A 19,619-nucleotide genomic window follows, 5' to 3' on the forward strand; every position below is an offset into this window, starting at 1 on the left:
TAAAAATGTATTAAGCTCCCACATTGACTAAATCTGCAAAGACACCGGCAGCAGTGACCTCCGCGCCAGCGCCCGGCCCTTTGACTACCAACGGACGTTCTTTGTACCGTTCCGTGGTAAAGGAAATGATGTTATCGCTTCCTGACAAAGCGTAAAAAGGATGATTCTCATCCACCATTTCCAGCGCGATAGAGACCTTTCCATCTTCCAGTTTGCCGATATAACGGATCACTTTATGTTCACGGCTGGCTTTCTCTTTCAGCGCATTAAAGTACTGATCGGCTTTCAGCAATTCGGCATAAAAATCGTCTACCGAAGCGGCATCCAAACAGGCTTGTGGTAAGATTGCGCCCAAATCCACATCAGTAGATTCTAGGGCATAGCCAGCATCGCGCGCCAAAATCAACATCTTGCGCATGAAATCCACACCGCCTAAGTCGTCCCGCGGATCAGGCTCTGTATAGCCAAGCTCCTGCGCCTGTTTGACGGTTTCGTAAAATGATGAATCGCCGATAAAGTTATTGAAGATATACGAGATCGTTCCGGAAAGGATAGCTTCAATCTTCACAATACGATCCCCGCTCAGCATCAAATCTTTCAACACCCGTACGATCGGCAAGCCAGCGCCAACATTGGTTTCGTAAAAGAAATCAACCCCATGTTTGCGAGCCGTCTCATGCAATTTTTGATAGTACGCATACTCGCCCGAATTGGCAATCTTATTACAGGTAACGATGGAGATATTCGCTTTAAATATTTCCTCATAGTATGTCGACGGCAGTTTACTTGCTGTATTGTCAATAAACACACAGTTTGGTAGGTTCATGGCCCGCATGCGATCGATAAATGAAGCTAGATCAGACACCTCCCCCTTTTCTTCCAGTGCATCAGCCCAATGTGTTAGATCAATACCATCGCTGTTAAAAAGCATCTTTCGCGAGTTGGACACACCGACCACATTAATCTCAATATCGTTGTTTTCGACCAAAAAGTTATGTTGCTCGTGAATCTGGCGGAAAAGCGTAGATCCAATATTGCCGGTGCCCACATTAAACACGTGCAATGTCTTCTTCAACTGTGCAAAGAATGCATCGTGCACCGCATTAAGTGCCTTGGCTAAATTTTCCTTCCCGATAATAACCGATATATTCAATTCGGAAGAGCCTTGGGCGATAGCCCGTACATTGATGCCGTTTCGCCCCAAAGCGTAGAACAATCGGCCAGACATGCCTGGTGTTCTTTTCATGTTTTCGCCTACAATAGCTAGCACAGAAAGGTTATCTTCAACCACCGGCGCTTGCAATTTGTTTGCCTCCAGCTCCAATTCAAATTCTGCTTCGATTAGTTTTACTGCTTTTGACGCATCATCCGGATTAACAGCAAAGGTAATGCTGTGCTCGGATGATGACTGTGTGATAAGCACCACATTAATCTGTTCGCGCGCCAACAGGGTGAACAAGCGGCCACTAAAACCCGATTTACCGATCATGCCGCTACCGGAAAGGTTGATGACAGCGATATCGGAAATGGAGGATATACCTTTTATGGGGAAAGCGGATTTTCCACTTTCATATTGTATGGTGGTTCCCGGAAAATCAGGTTCGAAGGTATTGCGGATGACGATAGGAATCTTCTTTAAAAACGCGGGAATCATCGTTGGCGGATAGATTACTTTGGCGCCGAAGTAAGAAAGCTCCATTGCTTCCGTATAAGAAAGGATAGGTTGTGAAAACGCTTTCTTGACAATACGTGGATCGGCCGTGAGCATCCCGTTCACGTCGGTCCAGATTTCAATCGCTGAAGCCTGTAGCACCGCGCCAAATATAGCGGCTGTGTAATCTGATCCACCTCGGCCAAGCGTCGTTACCCGACCTTTGTCGTTAGAGCCGATAAAGCCGGTTACAAACATCAGCTTTTCAGCATGTGTGAAGCCCAGCGACTGAATCAACTGATGGGTGAGCTCCTCATTCACCTGTGCATGACCAAAATTGGAATTGGTCTTTATGTAGTGGGAAGCGTCAATGAATTCGGTTTCGGGAATCTCCTGTTCGATGATTTTAGCTACCATGTAGTTGGACAAACGTTCGCCGAAGGAGACAATAAGGTCTTTGCTTTGCAAACTCAACTCTTTTAATGCACTGACGCCTTGAAGAATTTCTTCCAGGTCGTTCAACATGAGTTTAAGTTTCGTAAATACGGGATTTTGGAATTTCACGGCAATCAGCTTCTTGACCACATCGAAATGCTTCGCTTCCAAAAATTTCAAATCGTCTTCAAAAGGAATCCGTTCTGCTGCGTTCTCGGCCATCTTGGTGAGTAGGTTCGTCACACCAGACATGGCCGACAAAACTACCAGCGGTTTTTCGCCAGCAATGTAGGCCTGTTTAACAATAGTAAGTACTGCTTCAATGCTCGCTACTGAACCAACGGATGTCCCTCCGAACTTTAATACTTTCATCTTTGTCTTTTTATAAAATTAATTCCCTGTTTATCAATAAAAAAGCCTTCCCCGGTGGAGGAAGGCTCTATATGTTGTGTACACTTATTTATACAATAGAATTACTTCCTCCGAGGTTTGTTGCCGGTGGTAATAATAATGGATGTAATAATAGTGTGTCTGTACATGATCTTTTAAAAACTTGTTAAATATAGGAGTAAAAAATTGAACATATCAAATTTATTTTAATTTTTTTTAATAAAATGGCAACTCCGTATGCTCATAATCGATCGTACTGCCCCCATTACGTCTTGGGTATTTATACGGCAATCGAAAAAATAAAAAAGTTAAAATACGTTAAAACTACGTTAAAAAACCAAAAAAATGCTTGGATCAATACGTATTATGTATTAGATTTGCTTCAGTCCTGTAGAAAATACAAGACAGCGTATAGAAGTTGTATATTAAAGCGAACAAATGAATACAAAGAAACTAGTAGCAGGAATGCTCTTCATAGGCTTATGTCTAGTGTCGCAGGCACAAACAACCAAATCAAAAACCACCTCCGCCGATCCGGATAACCTTGCAAAAGAATACTTCTCACAAATTATGGGTGTTGCGTCCAACGCCATGGCTAACACGAAGCTTTATCAATTTGTCTATGAGTGGTTAGGTACTCCCTACCGGTTAGGAGGAGATTCTAAAAATGGCATTGACTGTTCTAAATTTTCGCTCGCTGTGTACGAAAATGTATTCAATACCACTATTGGTTACAATAGTCGTAACCAATACGCGAACGTAAAACAGATCCGTAAAAACGATCTACAACCAGGTGACTTGGTTTTCTTTAAAATTCGCAGCAGACAAATTACCCATGTTGGCGTTTACCTCGGCGATGATAAGTTTGCACATGCCTCCTCCAGCAGAGGCGTTATGGTAAGCAACCTAAATGAAGCTTATTGGAAGCGCTACTTTTATAATGGTGGAAGACCAATTGAAGAGCCAGGAATAATGACAGCGAATTCTCGCCTCGACGATGATAATAAAAATTTAAATTAATTCCCATAAATATCAGAAAAGGTCTAGATCAACAGTCTAGACCTTTTTTGTTGATGCAGGTAGCCAATGGTTCTCCTCTTTCCAAGTCTTGGTGGGCAATGATCGAATAGCTATAGCATGCACGAACAGAACATGCTCACCAGACGATGTTCGAAACGAAACAAAACGTAGACAACAGTTCCTGCCCCATAAAAATCAAGAGATTCTGCGCAGAAAGACGAGGTCTACAGCCCGCCGCTATTAACGCTTTCGTGCGATTTTATTTAAAAGATTTAGTACTTTTACGTTGTTGTAATCAAAGAACAAAACATGTCTACGAAAAGAACCCTTATTTTAGATAAAGAACAAATTCGTCAAAAATCCATCCGAATTGCCTATCAAATTTTAGAAGATAATTTTGAGGAGACATCCATTGTTTTGGCAGGTATTGCCGACCGCGGATACGTGTTTGCTAAACGCCTACAACAGATATTAGTTGATATTGCTCCGGAAAAAACATTTGAACTCCTGAAGATCAGTATTGCGAAAACCAAACGCAGTTTAGAAGCGACGTCTGACGAGTCGTTGGACATCGCCAAAGATAAAGTGATTATCCTGATTGATGATGTACTGAATAGCGGGCGGACATTGGCTTATGGACTGGGATTGTTTTTGGACACCCCTTTGAAAAAGATGCGCACCGCGGTATTGATTGATCGATCGCACCACCAGTTTCCACTTTTCAGTGATTACTACGGCCTTAAACTTTCGACAATTTTGAAAGAGCACGTCGAAGTGGTCTTGGAAGAATTTGATGGTGCGGAAGATGCGGCATGGTTATCCTAACCGCATCCCCCATCCTTACTTTTTAATTTTAATTTTCTGTCCTATGCTGAGTGTACTGCCGCGCAGGTTGTTATCAGCTTTAATCTGTGCTATCGTACTTCCCTTATGCTTGTTGGCTATATGCGATAGTGTATCTCCCTTACGCACGGTATAGGTGACATAGGCTGTCGCTGATGCAGATTTGCCAACCGTCGTGCTTCTAGCTTTTGCTAAGCGGATGTTTTCTTCCTTTTCCAGCAGGAGTGTGCGCCCAGCAATGCGACTATTTAGCGAAAGGCCATTCCACGCCCTTAAATCTTGAACAGCAACCCCAAATTTACGCGCTACCGAAGCTACTGATTCACCTTGCTTGGCCGTATACTTTGCCGGCCTGGATGGCGAAGAAGCAATGATCATCGCCTGCTCTCTTGGTGAGCCCGGAAATGGTGTATTGCTCAACGCCGCATAGAGCAAGCTATCATTGGATGAGCTCGTTTGCGGCAATATCAATCGTTTTGGTTTATCGCCACTGGCGACAATAATCGTACGTTTAAAGGAAGGATTGAATTTTTTCAATGTTTCCAACGGCAGGTTGATAGCTGTGGCCACACGTGCCAAGTCTACGTTATTTTCCACCATAATTGGCTTCGCCGCGAACACGAAATCCGTATCTGCATTTTCGATTCCATATTCTTGCGCATGTTTTAACGTATAGGTCATCGCAATAAATTTAGGAATGTAATTTTGTGTTTCTTCGGGTAAATAGGGAGACAGTTGCCAGAAGTCGGGGTGATCTAATCCGGAGCGTTCAATGGCTCTTCTTACGGCACCACGGCCGCAATTGTAAGAAGCAAGCGCAAGGAGCCAATCGTTAAATTCGTCGTAAGCCTCTTTGAAGTATCGACCCGCCGCATGGCAGGCCGCATAAGGATCCTTACGCTCGTCAATATAACTATCCATGGTCAAATCATAGCCTTTGGCCGTGGCATACATAAACTGCCATAGGCCAACTGCTCCCGACCTAGACACCAAGTGAGGATCCAACGACGATTCCACAACCGATATATACTTAATTTCATCAGGAATGCCGGTGCCTTGGAATATCTCCTCGTAAATCGGGAAATAATGTTGCGCCAATCCTTGCAATTTGCACATATATGGGTTGTAATTTCGGGAAACGTATTTATCGATGTAGGATTTGATCTTCTCGTTATACGCCAATGGGACGGTCTTCTGAATTTTCCGCATCCGTTGAAAGATGAGCGAATCTTCCGCATTGTGGATAGGATCGACGTAAGAAAGTTTTTTTAGAGAGTCGATGCCGGAAAAGATAGCATCGCGTTGGTTGCTGACTAGTTCTTGTAAATGCAAGGTATGCTCTTCAGTCTCCATATGTGCCATGTCTTGTGCGATGGCCGACTGCGTTATGCTTAGGGCACAAAACGGCAATACCCATAAATGGATTTTCTTCATAAGTTTTTATTTCATGAATAATTCACGGTTTAAGGCGTATGAACTTCAATAGTCTAAACTTTCATGTATAAACGCTGAAAATACGTGGTTAGTATAGTCCATATAAAATTAAAAGAGTTTCGTGGTTTACCCAAGAAACTCTTATTTTTTTTAAATCTACAGATTACGGATTCTGTGTGTTATTCGTATTCGTTGTGTTTGTGGTATTCGTTGTGCTGTTTTTGTTAGTAGCATCTTCTTCACGTTGCCCGTCTTTGAACTCCTTGACACCACGTCCAAGACCACGCATCAATTCAGGAATCTTTTTACCACCAAAAAGTAGCAATATTAACACCACTATGATGATGATCTCCTGCGTTCCGATAAATAATAATCCCGATGTATACATAGTTTTAATTTCTTAACGTTGCTTTCATTATCAACGTTTTACAAATATATAATTTTATTTTCTAAATCCTTGTAACTATTTCGCTAACCACGAGGATGGGTTCATTGCCGTCTGCCCTTGGAACACCCCGAAGTTGACAACGGAGTACCCAGCATCCGCATCTTCATCAGCCGAACCAATCTGCTGCCCGCGGCTTACCTTCTGCCCTTTTCGCACAGAAACACTTTTCAGGTTCGCATAAGAGGTAAAATACTCACCATGCTTGATCACGACGAAGCTTCCGATTACCTGAACGACCTCGCCTTCAAAAACAGCTTTCACTGCCGCGTTTGTCGCTGTACGGATAGCAACGTCAGAGTTATCTATTCGAACATTTCGCTCCACCGTCTCAAAACCAAAGTTCCGCACAATGTTACCCTGCGATACCGGCCATGGCAAACGCCCTCTGTTTGATTTAAAATCTGCGGAAAGCTTAGCAGCCTCTGGTGTAGACCTCAAAATTTCACTATCAGACTTCCGCGGCGTTTTCTTCTCTACCTCTTCCACCGTTTTGCCCGTACGCTTGGCTTCTGCTTCTGCCGCCTTCCGACGTGCTTCTTCCGCCCGCCGACGCTCTTCCTCAATCTCCCGACGGATGGCCTGTTGGATCATGGCATCAATACGCTTCTTCTCTTGTTGTTTTTTACTTAACTGACCCTTAAAACTCGATTCCTCGCGTCGGAGCTGGCTTAATTCATTCGCATGGGCAGACCGATCTTTTGCGATGATCGAGCGCTCAGCTTGCTGCTCTTTTAGCAATTGATTTTGCGTTTGCTTGTCTCGCTCCAACTGCGCAATCTTAAGCTCAATTTCTTTTTTAGTAGCCTCGATTTCCGAAGCCTTTATCTTACGTGCGTCATTAAATTGCTGCAGATATTTTACACGCTTAAAGGCTTGATTAAAGTCTTTGGAAGCAAAAATAAACATCAATTTATTGTAACCGTTTTTGTTCCGGAAGGCGAATAGGATCATCTTTTCATAATCCTTCCTCATTTTCTCCAACTCAGCCTTCAGCTCGTTGACTTTTCCGGTATTGACGCGTATGTTATTATTGATGATACGCAACTCCGCATTGATGGTACTTATCTTACTTTCCCGCAAATCAAGCTGCCTACTTAAGGCATTGACCTCGCGTTGCGAGAGTATCTTCTCTTGTGTTTTAGCACGCAATATCTTCGTTAGCTCCGCAATCTCCACATCTATTTTTTCGCGCTGCTTCTTGAGCTCGGCGCTGCTCTGGGCAGATACCAGCCCTACAGTTAGACAACAGGAAAATAGGAAACTAAATACAATCTTTTTCAAATCCATGAACCGTTTTACCTTATATCGGTTTAAATTAAGCTTACAAAAATAAGGATATACCCACTAAGCGCACAATAATTTTATGCTTTTATGCAATACATTGTTAATTTATCACTTTATATCTTCCTGAGACCGTGAACGGCATGTCCACTTGTTCATTGAAAGACACCCTATTGTAGGAAACACTGGCCTTAAGCGACACCTGATCTCCTACGATATTCAACGCCAGATTGTTTGGAAAATTATATCCGGCATTATTTGCGTAGCCACTGTAAAAAGCTTCCAGGTTCTGGTTGGCTCCCACTTCTTGTAAGATAAAATTGAACGGTCGGTTTTCTTTATTAATACGATACTGATATGAAAGTTGATCTTTCACCCCGACGACAATAAATTCATCCGTAGCACTGGCCACCTGTACGTTCGAGTTGCGCAACAAGCCGGAGGAAACATTCGCCAGCAATAAATCTTGCAGGGTTGCAAAGTTCACTCCGTTACTGGTGTAATTATAGATATAGCTAAAAGGTTTCGCGATATATTCGCCTTGCAGCTTGTTCAAAATTTTAACACTATCTGGCGTGATCAATACCCGCGCTACTTCGATGCCCAACGTGGCCGTCACCGACAGCCAAATGGCTTTGTCGCGCTCGATGCGTACATTTAACGTCACATCGTTCACCTGCTTGTTTAGTTCTATCTTCGTTTTGGCCCGCCCCGAGAATGTTCGAAAATCCAAATTACTCAATTCAAAACTCTTAATGCTGGCTGCATGTGCAGCGCTCACTTCTGTCGGCGCATCCTGATTGGGCAGATTTACCCGTTTACGCTTCTTACATCCCGTTAGCAGTAATGACACGACTATAACAGCAACAATCCCTCTATTCCACATAACTTTTCTTCTCCACTTTTGACTTTAATTTTTCGACATCTAAACTACTTCCTGCATCCTGCATAGAAAGCGCTTTCTGCCATTGCTTCACAGCCTCTTTTGTATTGCCGTTTTTATATAAAATATCACCATAATGATCGTACAATACGGCTGATGGTGATGAGCCCCGTATGGCTTTCTCAATCCACTTCAAGGATTCCTTATAATTCGCCTGTTTGAACAATACCCAAGCGTACGTATCTTGAAAAGTGGCCGAAGACGGCTCCAGCTCATTTGACTGCTTGGAAAATTTCTCGGCAACATCTAGCTTTTCGTTACGCTCGGATAGATAATAGGCATAGTTATTCATCGCTGTTGCATTGGTGCTATCCAACTTAATCGCCTCTTCATAGGCTACGTCAGAAACCTCAGCCATTTTTAGTTTGTGGTAAAGGTCTCCCAAGCCAGCATAGATAAGCGATTGGAGGTAGGTATTTTCCTGTCCGCTGTTATCCAATGCCGATTCCATCATTTTGCGAGCATTATCCGTATCATCTTTAACCATGTAGGCCAATCCGGTGAAATAAAGCAACATTGGATTATTTGGATTGGATTCCAAGGCCTCGAAACCGTGCAAAATAGCTTGGTCGGCTTCATTGAGGGCAAGTTCTACATTCATCAGCATACGCCATGCGTCGATATGCCCCCTATTGATACCTATCGCCGTAAGGAACAAAGATCTGGCTTCCTGCAGTTGCCCTCTTCGCCACAGGATGTCACCCTTCGCGACGTGGCTATCCGCTACGCGCGGATATTTAAGCACCAAGATATTGGCTAGTTCCTGCACTTGATCTAATTCCAAGTTACTCTTCCCGCTCAACATCGTAAACATGGCGCGATACTTATCGGCGTAATCTACGTTGCCGGACTCGAAAGCCTGCTTTAAAGCATCAAAAGCGGGTTTGGATTTCCCTTCTCCCGTATAGGCATCAGCTAGATCGAGGTACAAGAGATCGTCTTTGGAGTTTTTCAGCCCCTTATTTAAGATTTCCACCGCCTTTTTGGATTGCTTCTTATCGAGGTAAATAAAAGCAAGTGTGCTGTAAACCTGCCGTATGCCGGAGCTTTTATCGACCCAAGGGCTTAACAGCTTTATGGCCTCGTCCTGTTTTTCCGTGTCGACCAAAATTTCGGCCTTGATCACGTCTAAGGTGTCCGATTCCCCAAATTTCTTTACCGCTTCGTCATACGTTGCTAACGCGCTATCGGTCTGCTTTGTAGCGTGTAGCAACATAATTTTCTCTCTATACAGCGACGCATTCTCTGGATACACGGCGATAACACGATCAACCACCGGGATAGCAGCACTTAGGTTCGCACTGCTTTTGTGCAGTTCGACCAGATAGTTGGCAAAAAGAAGATTTTTGGGCTCAATTTCGAAAGCTTTTTCCGCAAGAGGAATAGCGACTTCGAGGTTTCTTGCTTGCCCAAACAGCAACGCTTTTGCATAATAAACCTCGGCGGCATCTGGATAATTAGCAATGATGGTATCCAGCGTTGCAATCGCACCCGGCAGATCGCCAACGCGAAGTTTGCTCTCCACCAATGTCAAATCATTCTTATAGGGTTTATCGCCAACAACAACTTGCTGGCCCTTCACGTCCACACCTAGGCATAAGCCCATAAAAATCGCAATCCCGAAACAGACAAACCTCTTGTTGATCTTCATTAATATCTTTTTTAAATACAAAATAGTGCTCTACTTTATAAAGATGACAAAAAAAAGCAAAAGTTTACTTATGTAATCTTAAAACATGTTAAATAATGTTATATCAATCTACGGCGGTCGTACGGGCCACTTTTGCTCGCTAGCAATGAAAAATGAATTTCATTTTATAATGATAAAATAATATCGTACCTTTGCAGACCTCATTGTAGGGATTACAGGAGGACGAAAGATTTTTTAATTAATTAAATAGAAGCAAGTGAATACGTTAAGTTACAAAACTGTCTCTACCAACAAGAACACCGTTAACAAAGAGTGGATTGTTGTTGACGCTGAAGGAGAGATTTTGGGGCGCTTGGCAAGCGAAATTGCGAAAGTGATTCGCGGGAAGCACAAGCCTACGTTCACCCCACACGTAGACTGTGGAGATAACGTGATTGTTATCAATGCAGACAAAGTTAGATTGACAGGAAACAAATTGGGCGACAAAGTTTATGTTCGCTACACGGGCTACCCAGGTGGTCAGCGTTTTGTTTCTCCAAAGGAGTTATTGGCTAAGCACCCTGAGCGCATTATCGAGAAAGCAGTACGTGGTATGCTTCCTAAAAACCGTTTAGGTCGTGAGCTATTCAGAAACCTTTTTGTTTATGCTGGATCAGAGCACAAACACGAGGCACAGAATCCAAAACCAGTTAAATTTTAAGGAGAGCAATTATGTCAATAACTAACACTTCAGGAAGAAGAAAAACTGCTGTTGCCCGCATCTACTTAGCTGCTGGTAGCGGAAACATTACCGTAAACGGTAAAGATTATAAAGAATATTTCCCAACATTGCCCTTGCAATATATCGTTACACAATCTACAGAGGTAGCGGGTGTTGCTGGAAATTTTGATGTAAATGTTAACGTTCAAGGTGGTGGTGTCAAAGGACAAGCAGAAGCAGTTCGCTTAGCGATTGCAAAAGCTTTGGTCGAGCTTGACCCAGAAGTAAAACCAGCTTTACGTGCCAAAGGCCTTGTTACTCGTGATGACCGTATGGTTGAGCGGAAGAAACCAGGACGCCGCAAAGCACGTAGAAGATTCCAATTCAGTAAACGTTAATCAAAGGAGGATCAAAAAATGGCAAGAACAACTTATCAAGAATTATTGGATGCAGGTGTGCACTTTGGTCACCTTACACGTAAATGGGATCCGAAAATGGCTAAGTACATTTTCATGGAACGTAACGGTATCCACATCATCGACTTGAACAAAACCCTTACGAAATTAGAAGAAGCTGCTTCAGCTATCAAACAAATCGTAAAATCAGGTCGTAAAGTTTTATTCGTCGCTACGAAAAAACAAGCGAAAGAAATCATCGCTCAACAAGCGAAAGACGTGAATATGCCTTTCGTAACAGAAAGATGGTTAGGTGGTATGCTTACAAACTTTCAAACAGTACGTAAGTCTATCAAAAAGATGTCTAACATCGACAAAATGCAAAAAGATGGTACGTATGACGTATTGTCTAAAAAAGAAAAATTGATGATTCAACGTGAACGCGTTAAGTTAGAAAACCTTTTAGGTGGTATCGCTGACTTAAACCGTTTACCGGCTGCTTTATTCATCATCGACGTGAAAAAAGAACACATCGCTGTTGCTGAAGCAATCAAGTTGAACATCCCTACTTTTGCTATGGTAGATACAAACTCTGACCCTTCCAATATCGATTTCCCTATTCCTGCTAACGATGACGCTACGAAATCTATTAGCCTAATCGCTGGAATTATTGGAAAAGCTATCCAAGAAGGTTTGGAAGAGCGTAAACGCGATAAAGAAGAGGATGCAGAAAAAGAAGCTGCTGCTGCAAAAGCTGCCGTAGATAATGGCGCTGAAGCGGATGCAGATGCTAACGCTGGAAAACGCCCTCGTAAAGCAAAAGACGGGGAATAATATCCTATAATAAGCCGGATAAACAGGTGTTAGCCTTTTGAAGTATAGCTTTGAAACGTCTACATATGTTTGTCCGGTTTTTTTGTTATTTAACAAAAGTTTAATGCCCAATTTGCATAGTATCACTATACTTGGAGGGCATTCAGATTGTAAATTTTTTAAAGAAATAAAAACATGTCAGTACAAATTTCTGCATCAGATGTAAACAAATTGCGTCAACAAACGGGCGCTGGTATGATGGATTGTAAAAAAGCGTTAGTCGAAGCAAATGGCGATTTCGAAGCTGCTGTTGACTACCTGCGTAAGAAAGGTGCTAAAGTTGCTGCTAGCCGTCAGGATCGTGATTCTAACGAAGGCGTAATTATTGCAAAAGCTACTGCAGATGCAAAATCAGGTATCGTCGTAGAAGTGAACTGTGAAACTGACTTCGTCGCTAAAAATGCTGACTTCGTTGCTTTCGCTGATAAAATTGCGGATATCGCTTTAAACAACAAACCAGCTTCTTTGGATGAGTTGAAAGCCTTGGAAATCGATGGTAAGAAAATTGCAGATGCATTGATCGAGCAAACTGGTGTTATCGGTGAAAAAATCGACGTTTCTAAATACGAAACAATCTCTGGCGACAAAGTTGTTGCTTATATTCACGGTAACTACCGCTTAGGTGTATTGGTAGGTCTTTCTGCTGATGCTGCTGGCGCTGAAGAAGCTGGTAAAGATGTGGCGATGCAAATTGCAGCGATGAACCCAGTGGCTATCGACAAAGACGGTGTAGATTCACACACCATCGAGCGTGAGCTTGAAATCGCAAAAGAACAAATCCGTGCGGAAGGCAAACCAGAAGAAATGGTTGAGAAAATCGCAGCCGGTAAGTTGAACAAATTCTACAAAGAAAACACGTTGTTAAACCAAGAATTCGTTAAAGATTCTTCGAAAAACATCGCGCAATTTTTAGACTCTGTAGAAAAAGGCTTAACTGTTACAGCTTTCAAACGTGTACAACTAGGTGCATAGTTAGCTAGCACAACTCGACTACAGAAATAATTTCTATAAGCAAAGCCCATGTTCGTCATGGGCTTTGCTGTTTTTACTGCGGTTACCGAACGCGCTGGATATATTTTTTAAATCCGCACGATTGGGCTAGCGTATGCTATTCCCCTCGCTGCGCTTTCCAAAGGGCTTCAGCATCTTCAGCCAAGCGGATAAACTCCATTCGATACCCTTCCCTATCATCCCCTTTGGCCACTCGTGCTCGTGCAATAAGTGCTGGAAAACTCGATTTTTGCCTGAACTCCGAATTGCGCAACAACATCCCAAATTCGGCTACAGCCGTCGCAAACCTAAGATCTGTAGAAGTCTTTTCCAATGCCTGTACATCATCATTTACCAACGCCTGTTTTAGTTTCGAGGTGTCCGTATTGGGATCCTTATACCGAAACTTAACGGTCGCCACCTCTCCTATCCGGCGTCCTGCCTCTGGCGTAGGTACCTTTTGATACTTGAGTGGATCGACGGATCCGATAATTGCAGAACGGGTTCCAGTCGGCACAATCTCATAGAGTGCGGTCACCGAATGTCCTACGCCCATATCACCGCCAATTTTTGTATCGTTATTAAAATCTTCAGCCTCAAGCAGTCGGTTTTCATAGCCAACCAACCGATAAGCCTGCACATAAGCCGGATTGAATTCGACCTGTATCTTCACATCCTTTGCGACAGTGAATAAGGTTCCGCCAAACTCGTTAATAATCGCTTTACGCGCCTCCGATATGTTGTCGATGTACGCGTAGTTTCCATGCCCCTTGTCGGCGAGGATTTCCATCTTACTGTCTTTATAGTTGCCCATACCATAACCTAGTAAGGAGATATGGATACCGCTCTCGCGTTGCTTTTCAATAAGCGTTTCCATATCCTCATCACTGGAAGCGCCTACATTAAAGTCGCCGTCCGTAGCCATAACGATACGGTTATTGCCGTTTTTTATAAAGTGCTCGCGCGCGATTTGATAGGCTTTTAGAATGCCTGCTGCGCCCGCCGTAGAGCCGCCTGCATCAAGCGCATCGATAGCATCCTTAATTTTCATCTTTTCATTACCCGCTGTGCTTTGCAATTTTACGTCAGCGGATCCAGCATAGGTTACAATCGCTACCCGATCTTGGTCCCGCAATTGATCGACCAACATTTTGAGCGAGGATTTTACCAGAGGCAGCTTATTGGCTTCAAACATCGATCCTGATACATCGATCAGAAAGACAAAATTAGATGCCGGTAGTTTGTCTTTTGGGATATCTTTCGCTTTCAGCGCGATGCGCAAGAGGCGGTGTTCTGTGTTCCAGGGCGCTTGTGTATATTCTGTGTGAATAGCCACGGGATCTCCATTTGTGGGCGACTTCAATTCATATTGAAAATAGTTGATCATTTCCTCTACACGCACAGCGTCTGGGTTTGGCAGGGTGCCGGCCTTCAGCATCCGGCGCACATTGCTATACGATGCCGCATCCACATCGGCGGCAAAGGTTGATAGCGGCTCTTTCAACGGATTTTGGAATTTATTTTCCGATATTTTCGCATAGCTTTCTTGACTAGTAGGCGCCATGCTTCTGACCATCCCCCGTATCTTCAAATTGCTGGTAGACATCTTTAGCTGTATTGGCTGCGTTGAATAGCAAGCTATCACTTCGTCCATAAGCAAGTCGTCAAGCACTAACGATATTTCCAACCGCCCATCCTTCTTTACTTTAACCTCCTTTGCCTTATAGCCAACCATCGAAATCCATAACAGGTCGCCGGTCTCGCCCTGTATAGTAAACTGACCGTTTTGATCAGTATGCTTCGTTACGTTGGTCCGCTTGTTGAGCACGGAAGCGCCAGCAATGACTTGTTTGGATCCAGATTGAAAGATTTGGCCTTGAATGTCTCTCCCAAAGCTCGTGCCGACTCCCAGTAGGATCGCACAAAGCGTGATTACTAGTTGTATCTTTTTCATATGCGTATAATTTTGTTAAAAGCCACATGGAACATCCAGACTATGCTGATTTTGGCAATCGTGGATATTTCATCGTTTATTCTATTTTGGAGACGGATGCAGAAAAATTATAATTTCCATAAGCGGGAAAAAAAAATTATTTTACCTCGGAAATATGAAGCGCTACACCTCGTCAGAACGAACAATGTCCGATGGAGACTTATTATCCAGCTACAAGGCTACGGGCGAGTTGGCGACCTGGGGTGAATTGTATAGCAGGCACAGCGAGATGGTGTATTACGTCTGCCTGCGTTACTTTAAAGATGCCGAGCGAAGTAAAGATGCGGTGATGCAGCTCTTTGAAGAGCTTATTCATAAAGTAAATAAACAGGACATCAAGGATTTCCCAAAATGGCTTTACGTGGTCAGCAAAAACCATTGCTTGATGGCGTTACGCAGCAGTAAACAGCAATTTACGATTCCTGTAGATGATTTTGTGGAATTCTCGGTCAATCTGCATCAAGAGGAGAACTATGCCGAAAAAGAGGAACGGTTATCGCTACTGGAAAGCTGTATAGAAAAGCTTCCCGTGAAGCAAAAGATCACGGTAGATCTGTTTTTCCTGCAAGAGAAATGCTATAAGGAAGTCGCGGAACTGAGTGGATACAATGTAAAGGAAGTAAAGAGCTTTATCCAAAACGGAAAGAGGAACTTGAAAATTTGTATGGAGAGCAATGCAGAATAGGAAATTCGATATCGCATATATACGTCGCTACGTGCGGGGGGAACTTACTCCGGTGGAGATGCATGAGGTGGAACGTGCGGCCGAGGCAGACGAAATGCTTATGGATCTTATTCTGGGCGTCGAGACGGAACACTTACAGCAGCTGCCGTCTCAAAAAGAAATGATCGAACGGGAGATTGCAGTACGGGTGTCACCAAGTGGAGAAAAAACACGAGTGTTGCCTTGGCGATCGTTAAGCGTTGCCGCTTCGATGCTTGCGGTATTGGGTATCTCTGCCTACATCTTTTTACGGTCGCCGCAGCCGCAAGAACACAACATAGCGGTCGAGAAAGCGGATCGGCCGGTCAGTCAGGAGCACACTCCTTCTCCGCTATATAAAGCGGACAGCATCGAACCGTCCAACGAACAGGTTGGGGAAGCTTCACCCCAGCAACTTGCAGCGAGGAGGCCTAGGATTACACGAAATACCGAACCAACATCGACCGACATCCTGCGTGATAGCAATAGCACAGGCGACGACCTTGCCAAAGACAGCGATGCGTTGATTGTCGCGCTGGCGCCGAGCAATGCACTCGACGCCGTAGAGGTGACAGCAACGCGACCCGCCCGAAAGCAATCGGGAGCGGGCAATGCGGAGCGTACCCCAATCCGTGGCAGCAGCATCAGCCTCACGACTAGCAATACAGCTCAAGCTGTCGTATCTGGAAAGGTATTGGATGCCGAGACAAGCAGCCCACTCCAACATGCAGTTATCAAAGACCTTATATCGAACAAAACCACATCAGCAGATAGCCTCGGCAGGTTTACCCTGGTATCTGACTCCAACCGAGTCAATCTCACGCTAAACTATGTTGGGTACGAATCGAAGCAACTGCTCGCCGAAACATCAGCATTGGAAATCAGACTAAACCGCGAGCACAATAGCTTGGACGAAGTCGTTGTATCAAGCCTCAAAAAAAGTAAAGCTAAGGCTGGCAAGCCCAAGCCGATGGGTGGATGGCGCAATTTTAATGCATATATTAAAAATGCCCTGACGACAGCAGGCTTATCCTCTGGAACCGTTGTTCTAACCTTTGACCTGGATAGCCACGGTAGGCCTGTTAACATACAGATAGAGAAATCTGTAAGTACTGCACACGATGCCAAGGCAATCCGATTGTTACAAGATGGCCCGACTTGGGAACGAAATGTAGAAAACCAACCGGTGCGCGTGAAAATTGAATTCTGACAGGAAATTCCTTTAGACGAGAGCAATGAAATATAAACAAATTAACAATAACTCGATCAATCAGATCATGCTGATCATTATCATTATTTTGATCTCCATTCTGGTATTTAAAAATCTGTCGTATTATCTGCCCGGATTTCTGGGCGCGATCACCTTGTATATACTCTTCCGCAGGCCCTATTTCAGGCTTACCGAATTTTTCCGTTGGAAAAAATCGCTGACAAGCCTACTGTTTATCTTGCTATCTATCGTCTTTATTATTCTTCCTATGTGGGCGCTTATCGACTATCTGGTGCCCCAAATAAACCATTTTTTCAGTAATCAACAGCAGATTATCGACAAGTTTAATACGCTGAAAGTATTTATGAGCGACAAACCTCTTTTAAAGGATATAGACATGTCGGATACGGCGCTACTTACCTTCCTCCAACGTTTAACGCGGTATGTGCCTAATATCTTAAATTCTGTGGCTGAGGTTGGCGTAAATATTATTGTGACCTTCTTCGTACTTTACTTTATGCAAGTTCATGCCAAGTACATGGAGTCAACGTTGTACAAGGCAATTCCGTTCAGCCCGGAAAGCAAACGCGACATATGGAACGAAGTCAATGTTATGGTACGTTCAAATGCCATAGGCATTCCGATTTTGGGATTCTTTCAAGGTGTTGTAGCCATGATCGGCTATTGGGTGTTTGGTATTGATAATTTTGTGCTGCTGGGTCTACTCACTGGCATTTCGTCTATTGTGCCGATTTTAGGAACAATGACCATTTATATACCGATATGCGCTATTACCCTAGCATCGGGCGAGACGGCGAACGGTATCGGGCTTTTCATTTACTGTTTTATTTTAGTAGGTGGAATTGATAATGTATTGCGATTTACGATCCTGAAAACCATTGGTGATGTGCCACCGATGATCACCGTATTCGGTGTGCTATTAGGGCTTAACTTGTTTGGTATGCTGGGGTTGATTTTTGGCCCGTTGATTCTCTCCTCCATTGGTCTATTAATAAAAGTATATAGCCATGAGTACGGAAAAGGCGATCGAGGCGAAGCAGACAATCCGATGGAGAGCGGACGGCATCTTGACCGTGAACCCTAAAACAACATGACATGGCAACATCACAAGAAATGGATTTTTTTTGCCTGTTAAAAAGCTGAAATTAGGATATGGAAACGCAACAAGACATCTTAAATTTTAATCGTATCGCGGAAGCAATCGCTTTTGTACAGACAAACTACAAAAGCCAGCCATCGCTATCGTCCATCGCAGATCATGTGCACGTTAGCCCCGAGCACTTCCAACGTATCTTTCAGGAATGGGCGGGCGTGAGTCCGAAAAAGTTTCTGCAATACACGAGTATTCAGCATGCTAAACAGCTCCTCCTCCAAGAGCAGAGCAATCTTTTTGACGCGGCCTATCACACAGGCCTATCGAGCACAAGTAGACTGCACGATCTCTTCATCAAGATCGAAGGTATGACGCCCGCAGAATACCAACAAGGGGGCAAACAGTTGTTGATTCATTATGCATCCTATCCCTCGCCGTTTGGGGATGTTTTTGTCGCATCGACGGCCAAGGGTATTTGCTATGTGGCTTTTGAAAGCATGGATCATGATGTAAGCGAAACACTGTTTGCTATGTATCCTAACGCGAGGTTTATCGCGGCACCATCAGCCATCCACCAAGCGGTGTTAGCGTTCTTCAATCGAGATTGGTCGGATTTAAAGGAAGTCAAACTCCATTTGCGAGGTACACCTTTTCAATTGCATGTTTGGGAAGCGTTACTCAAGATTCCTGCCGGGCAGCTTCTGAGCTATCAACACATTGCGAAACGCATAGGGAGAAGTGCTGCGTCACGTGCGGTAGGTACCGCCATCGGGAGTAACCCGATCGCTTATCTCATTCCCTGCCATCGGGTAATACAAACTTCTGGCCTACTGGGCGGCTACCGTTGGGGGCTCGTTCGAAAAACCGCGCTCATCGCATGGGAAAGTGCACTAACATGGAACAACACGGATGAAACTATTTGAAGATCCTATCGAACCCGACAAAAACCTGCTCCCCTATGATGGTGAGGTAAATTACTTTGGTCAAATTTTTACAGCGCAGGATGCCGACAGCTATCTCCAGCAATTATTAGAAACCCTGGACTGGCAGCATGATCAAGCGGTGATTTTTGGTAAACATGTGACGACGAAGCGCAAGGTTGCCTGGTATGGAGATCATGCTTTTGAATATACGTATTCCGGTATTTTGAAGCGTGCTTTACCCTGGCCAGCGCTACTTCTCGATATCAAAAAGAAAGTGGAAGCGCATAGCAAGACTCGTTTTAACTCGTGCCTTTGTAACCTGTATAATGATGGCTCGGAAGGCATGGCTTGGCATAGCGATGGCGAAAAGGATTTAGAGAAACATGGCACAATAGCATCGGTAACCTTCGGCGCAGAACGGAAGTTTGGATTTAAACACAAACGGGATAAAACTTCCATCTACATGCAGTTGGAGCACGGCAGCCTATTAACGATGAAAGGCGAAACGCAGGATCACTGGTTGCATCGCCTACCACCAACCGTGAAAGTGCGGACTCCGCGGGTTAACCTTACATTCCGAACTATAAAAAACCAATAATCATCAACACATTGTCACAACGCT

General features: G+C 43.9%; 18 protein-coding genes. 11 read left to right on the top strand and 7 right to left on the bottom strand.

The window, feature by feature from the left end:
* Positions 1–10: 10 nt before the first annotated feature.
* Complete coding sequence (gene thrA / locus B0I21_RS15970; RefSeq protein WP_133641484.1) at positions 11–2,458, bottom strand: bifunctional aspartate kinase/homoserine dehydrogenase I; 2,448 nt, start codon at positions 2,456–2,458, stop codon at positions 11–13.
* Positions 2,459–2,914: 456 nt separating this feature from the next.
* Between thrA and B0I21_RS15975 the strand changes: the two genes are divergently transcribed.
* Together B0I21_RS15975 and B0I21_RS15980 are read left to right on the top strand one after the other, a co-directional pair.
* Entirely contained in the window at positions 2,915–3,496 is a 582-nt protein-coding gene (locus B0I21_RS15975; RefSeq protein WP_133641485.1) for a C40 family peptidase, read from the top strand.
* A gap of 309 nt (positions 3,497–3,805) precedes the next feature.
* Positions 3,806–4,321, top strand: a complete 516-nt coding sequence (locus B0I21_RS15980) for a phosphoribosyltransferase family protein (protein ID WP_133641486.1) — start codon at positions 3,806–3,808, stop codon at positions 4,319–4,321.
* Positions 4,322–4,336: 15 nt separating this feature from the next.
* Here the strand turns inward: B0I21_RS15980 and B0I21_RS15985 are convergent, their stop codons facing one another.
* The 5 genes from B0I21_RS15985 to B0I21_RS16005 all read right to left on the bottom strand — a co-directional run bounded on the left by B0I21_RS15985 (position 4,337) and on the right by B0I21_RS16005 (position 10,096).
* Entirely contained in the window at positions 4,337–5,773 is a 1,437-nt protein-coding gene (locus B0I21_RS15985; RefSeq protein ID WP_133641487.1) for a LysM peptidoglycan-binding domain-containing protein, read from the bottom strand.
* Between the two features lie 163 nt (positions 5,774–5,936).
* Entirely contained in the window at positions 5,937–6,161 is a 225-nt protein-coding gene (locus tag B0I21_RS15990; protein WP_133641488.1) for a twin-arginine translocase TatA/TatE family subunit, read from the bottom strand.
* Between the two features lie 75 nt (positions 6,162–6,236).
* Entirely contained in the window at positions 6,237–7,508 is a 1,272-nt protein-coding gene (locus tag B0I21_RS20495) for a murein hydrolase activator EnvC family protein (RefSeq protein WP_133641489.1), read from the bottom strand.
* A 97-nt stretch (positions 7,509–7,605) separates the two neighbouring features.
* The gene (locus B0I21_RS16000; RefSeq protein WP_133641490.1) at positions 7,606–8,388 is read right to left on the bottom strand and encodes a DUF4292 domain-containing protein; all 783 of its coding nucleotides are present in this window, start codon (positions 8,386–8,388) and stop codon (positions 7,606–7,608) included.
* On the bottom strand, positions 8,378–10,096 hold the full coding sequence (locus B0I21_RS16005; RefSeq protein ID WP_133641491.1) for a tetratricopeptide repeat protein: 1,719 nt from the start codon (positions 10,094–10,096) through the stop codon (positions 8,378–8,380). The genes B0I21_RS16000 and B0I21_RS16005 overlap by 11 nt, the downstream gene beginning before the upstream one ends.
* 256 nt (positions 10,097–10,352) lie before the next feature.
* Between B0I21_RS16005 and rplM the strand changes: the two genes are divergently transcribed.
* The 4 genes from rplM (at position 10,353) to tsf (ending at position 13,036) form a co-directional block, all read left to right on the top strand.
* Complete coding sequence (rplM, locus tag B0I21_RS16010; RefSeq protein ID WP_037499462.1) at positions 10,353–10,796, top strand: 50S ribosomal protein L13; 444 nt, start codon at positions 10,353–10,355, stop codon at positions 10,794–10,796.
* An 11-nt stretch (positions 10,797–10,807) separates the two neighbouring features.
* Positions 10,808–11,194, top strand: coding sequence for a 30S ribosomal protein S9 (gene rpsI / locus B0I21_RS16015; protein WP_133641492.1), 387 nt, complete (start codon positions 10,808–10,810; stop codon positions 11,192–11,194).
* A gap of 18 nt (positions 11,195–11,212) precedes the next feature.
* The gene (rpsB, locus tag B0I21_RS16020; protein WP_133641493.1) at positions 11,213–12,025 is read left to right on the top strand and encodes a 30S ribosomal protein S2; all 813 of its coding nucleotides are present in this window, start codon (positions 11,213–11,215) and stop codon (positions 12,023–12,025) included.
* A gap of 174 nt (positions 12,026–12,199) precedes the next feature.
* Entirely contained in the window at positions 12,200–13,036 is an 837-nt protein-coding gene (gene tsf, locus B0I21_RS16025; RefSeq protein WP_133641494.1) for a translation elongation factor Ts, read from the top strand.
* Between the two features lie 136 nt (positions 13,037–13,172).
* On the opposite strand, the gene B0I21_RS16030 is transcribed toward tsf, so the two are convergent.
* On the bottom strand, positions 13,173–15,008 hold the full coding sequence (locus B0I21_RS16030; RefSeq protein WP_133641495.1) for a YfbK domain-containing protein: 1,836 nt from the start codon (positions 15,006–15,008) through the stop codon (positions 13,173–13,175).
* A 154-nt stretch (positions 15,009–15,162) separates the two neighbouring features.
* Between B0I21_RS16030 and B0I21_RS16035 the strand changes: the two genes are divergently transcribed.
* The 5 genes from B0I21_RS16035 (at position 15,163) to B0I21_RS16055 (ending at position 19,595) form a co-directional block, all read left to right on the top strand.
* On the top strand, positions 15,163–15,732 hold the full coding sequence (locus B0I21_RS16035) for an RNA polymerase sigma factor (RefSeq protein ID WP_133641496.1): 570 nt from the start codon (positions 15,163–15,165) through the stop codon (positions 15,730–15,732).
* On the top strand, positions 15,722–16,960 hold the full coding sequence (locus B0I21_RS16040; RefSeq protein WP_133641497.1) for a carboxypeptidase-like regulatory domain-containing protein: 1,239 nt from the start codon (positions 15,722–15,724) through the stop codon (positions 16,958–16,960). Before B0I21_RS16035 ends, B0I21_RS16040 begins: the two co-directional genes overlap by 11 nt.
* A gap of 25 nt (positions 16,961–16,985) precedes the next feature.
* Positions 16,986–18,065 carry an AI-2E family transporter gene (locus B0I21_RS16045; protein WP_133641498.1) on the top strand — a complete coding sequence of 360 codons (1,080 nt, stop codon included), beginning with the start codon at positions 16,986–16,988 and terminating at the stop codon, positions 18,063–18,065.
* Positions 18,066–18,133: 68 nt separating this feature from the next.
* A complete protein-coding gene (locus B0I21_RS16050; RefSeq protein ID WP_133641499.1) occupies positions 18,134–18,997 on the top strand; it encodes a bifunctional transcriptional activator/DNA repair enzyme AdaA in 864 nt (287 codons plus the stop codon).
* A complete protein-coding gene (locus B0I21_RS16055) occupies positions 18,984–19,595 on the top strand; it encodes an alpha-ketoglutarate-dependent dioxygenase AlkB family protein (RefSeq protein WP_133641500.1) in 612 nt (203 codons plus the stop codon). The genes B0I21_RS16050 and B0I21_RS16055 overlap by 14 nt, the downstream gene beginning before the upstream one ends.
* Positions 19,596–19,619 lie beyond the last annotated feature (24 nt).

It is taken from the genome of Sphingobacterium paludis (assembly GCF_004364125.1).
GTDB classification, from domain to species: domain Bacteria; phylum Bacteroidota; class Bacteroidia; order Sphingobacteriales; family Sphingobacteriaceae; genus Sphingobacterium; species Sphingobacterium paludis.

Coding starts and splice junctions, on each gene's coding strand:
- B0I21_RS16035 (WP_133641496.1), top strand. CDS start 15,163: ATGAAGCGCTACACCTCGTCAGAACGAACAATGTCCGATGGAGACTTA.
- rpsB (WP_133641493.1), top strand. CDS start 11,213: ATGGCAAGAACAACTTATCAAGAATTATTGGATGCAGGTGTGCACTTT.
- B0I21_RS16050 (WP_133641499.1), top strand. CDS start 18,134: ATGGAAACGCAACAAGACATCTTAAATTTTAATCGTATCGCGGAAGCA.
- B0I21_RS16030 (WP_133641495.1), bottom strand. CDS start 15,008: ATGAAAAAGATACAACTAGTAATCACGCTTTGTGCGATCCTACTGGGA.
- thrA (WP_133641484.1), bottom strand. CDS start 2,458: ATGAAAGTATTAAAGTTCGGAGGGACATCCGTTGGTTCAGTAGCGAGC.
- B0I21_RS15980 (WP_133641486.1), top strand. CDS start 3,806: ATGTCTACGAAAAGAACCCTTATTTTAGATAAAGAACAAATTCGTCAA.
- B0I21_RS16000 (WP_133641490.1), bottom strand. CDS start 8,388: ATGTGGAATAGAGGGATTGTTGCTGTTATAGTCGTGTCATTACTGCTA.
- B0I21_RS15975 (WP_133641485.1), top strand. CDS start 2,915: ATGAATACAAAGAAACTAGTAGCAGGAATGCTCTTCATAGGCTTATGT.
- B0I21_RS16055 (WP_133641500.1), top strand. CDS start 18,984: ATGAAACTATTTGAAGATCCTATCGAACCCGACAAAAACCTGCTCCCC.
- B0I21_RS15985 (WP_133641487.1), bottom strand. CDS start 5,773: ATGAAGAAAATCCATTTATGGGTATTGCCGTTTTGTGCCCTAAGCATA.
- B0I21_RS16045 (WP_133641498.1), top strand. CDS start 16,986: ATGAAATATAAACAAATTAACAATAACTCGATCAATCAGATCATGCTG.
- rpsI (WP_133641492.1), top strand. CDS start 10,808: ATGTCAATAACTAACACTTCAGGAAGAAGAAAAACTGCTGTTGCCCGC.
- B0I21_RS16005 (WP_133641491.1), bottom strand. CDS start 10,096: ATGAAGATCAACAAGAGGTTTGTCTGTTTCGGGATTGCGATTTTTATG.
- B0I21_RS20495 (WP_133641489.1), bottom strand. CDS start 7,508: ATGGATTTGAAAAAGATTGTATTTAGTTTCCTATTTTCCTGTTGTCTA.
- B0I21_RS16040 (WP_133641497.1), top strand. CDS start 15,722: ATGCAGAATAGGAAATTCGATATCGCATATATACGTCGCTACGTGCGG.
- tsf (WP_133641494.1), top strand. CDS start 12,200: ATGTCAGTACAAATTTCTGCATCAGATGTAAACAAATTGCGTCAACAA.
- B0I21_RS15990 (WP_133641488.1), bottom strand. CDS start 6,161: ATGTATACATCGGGATTATTATTTATCGGAACGCAGGAGATCATCATC.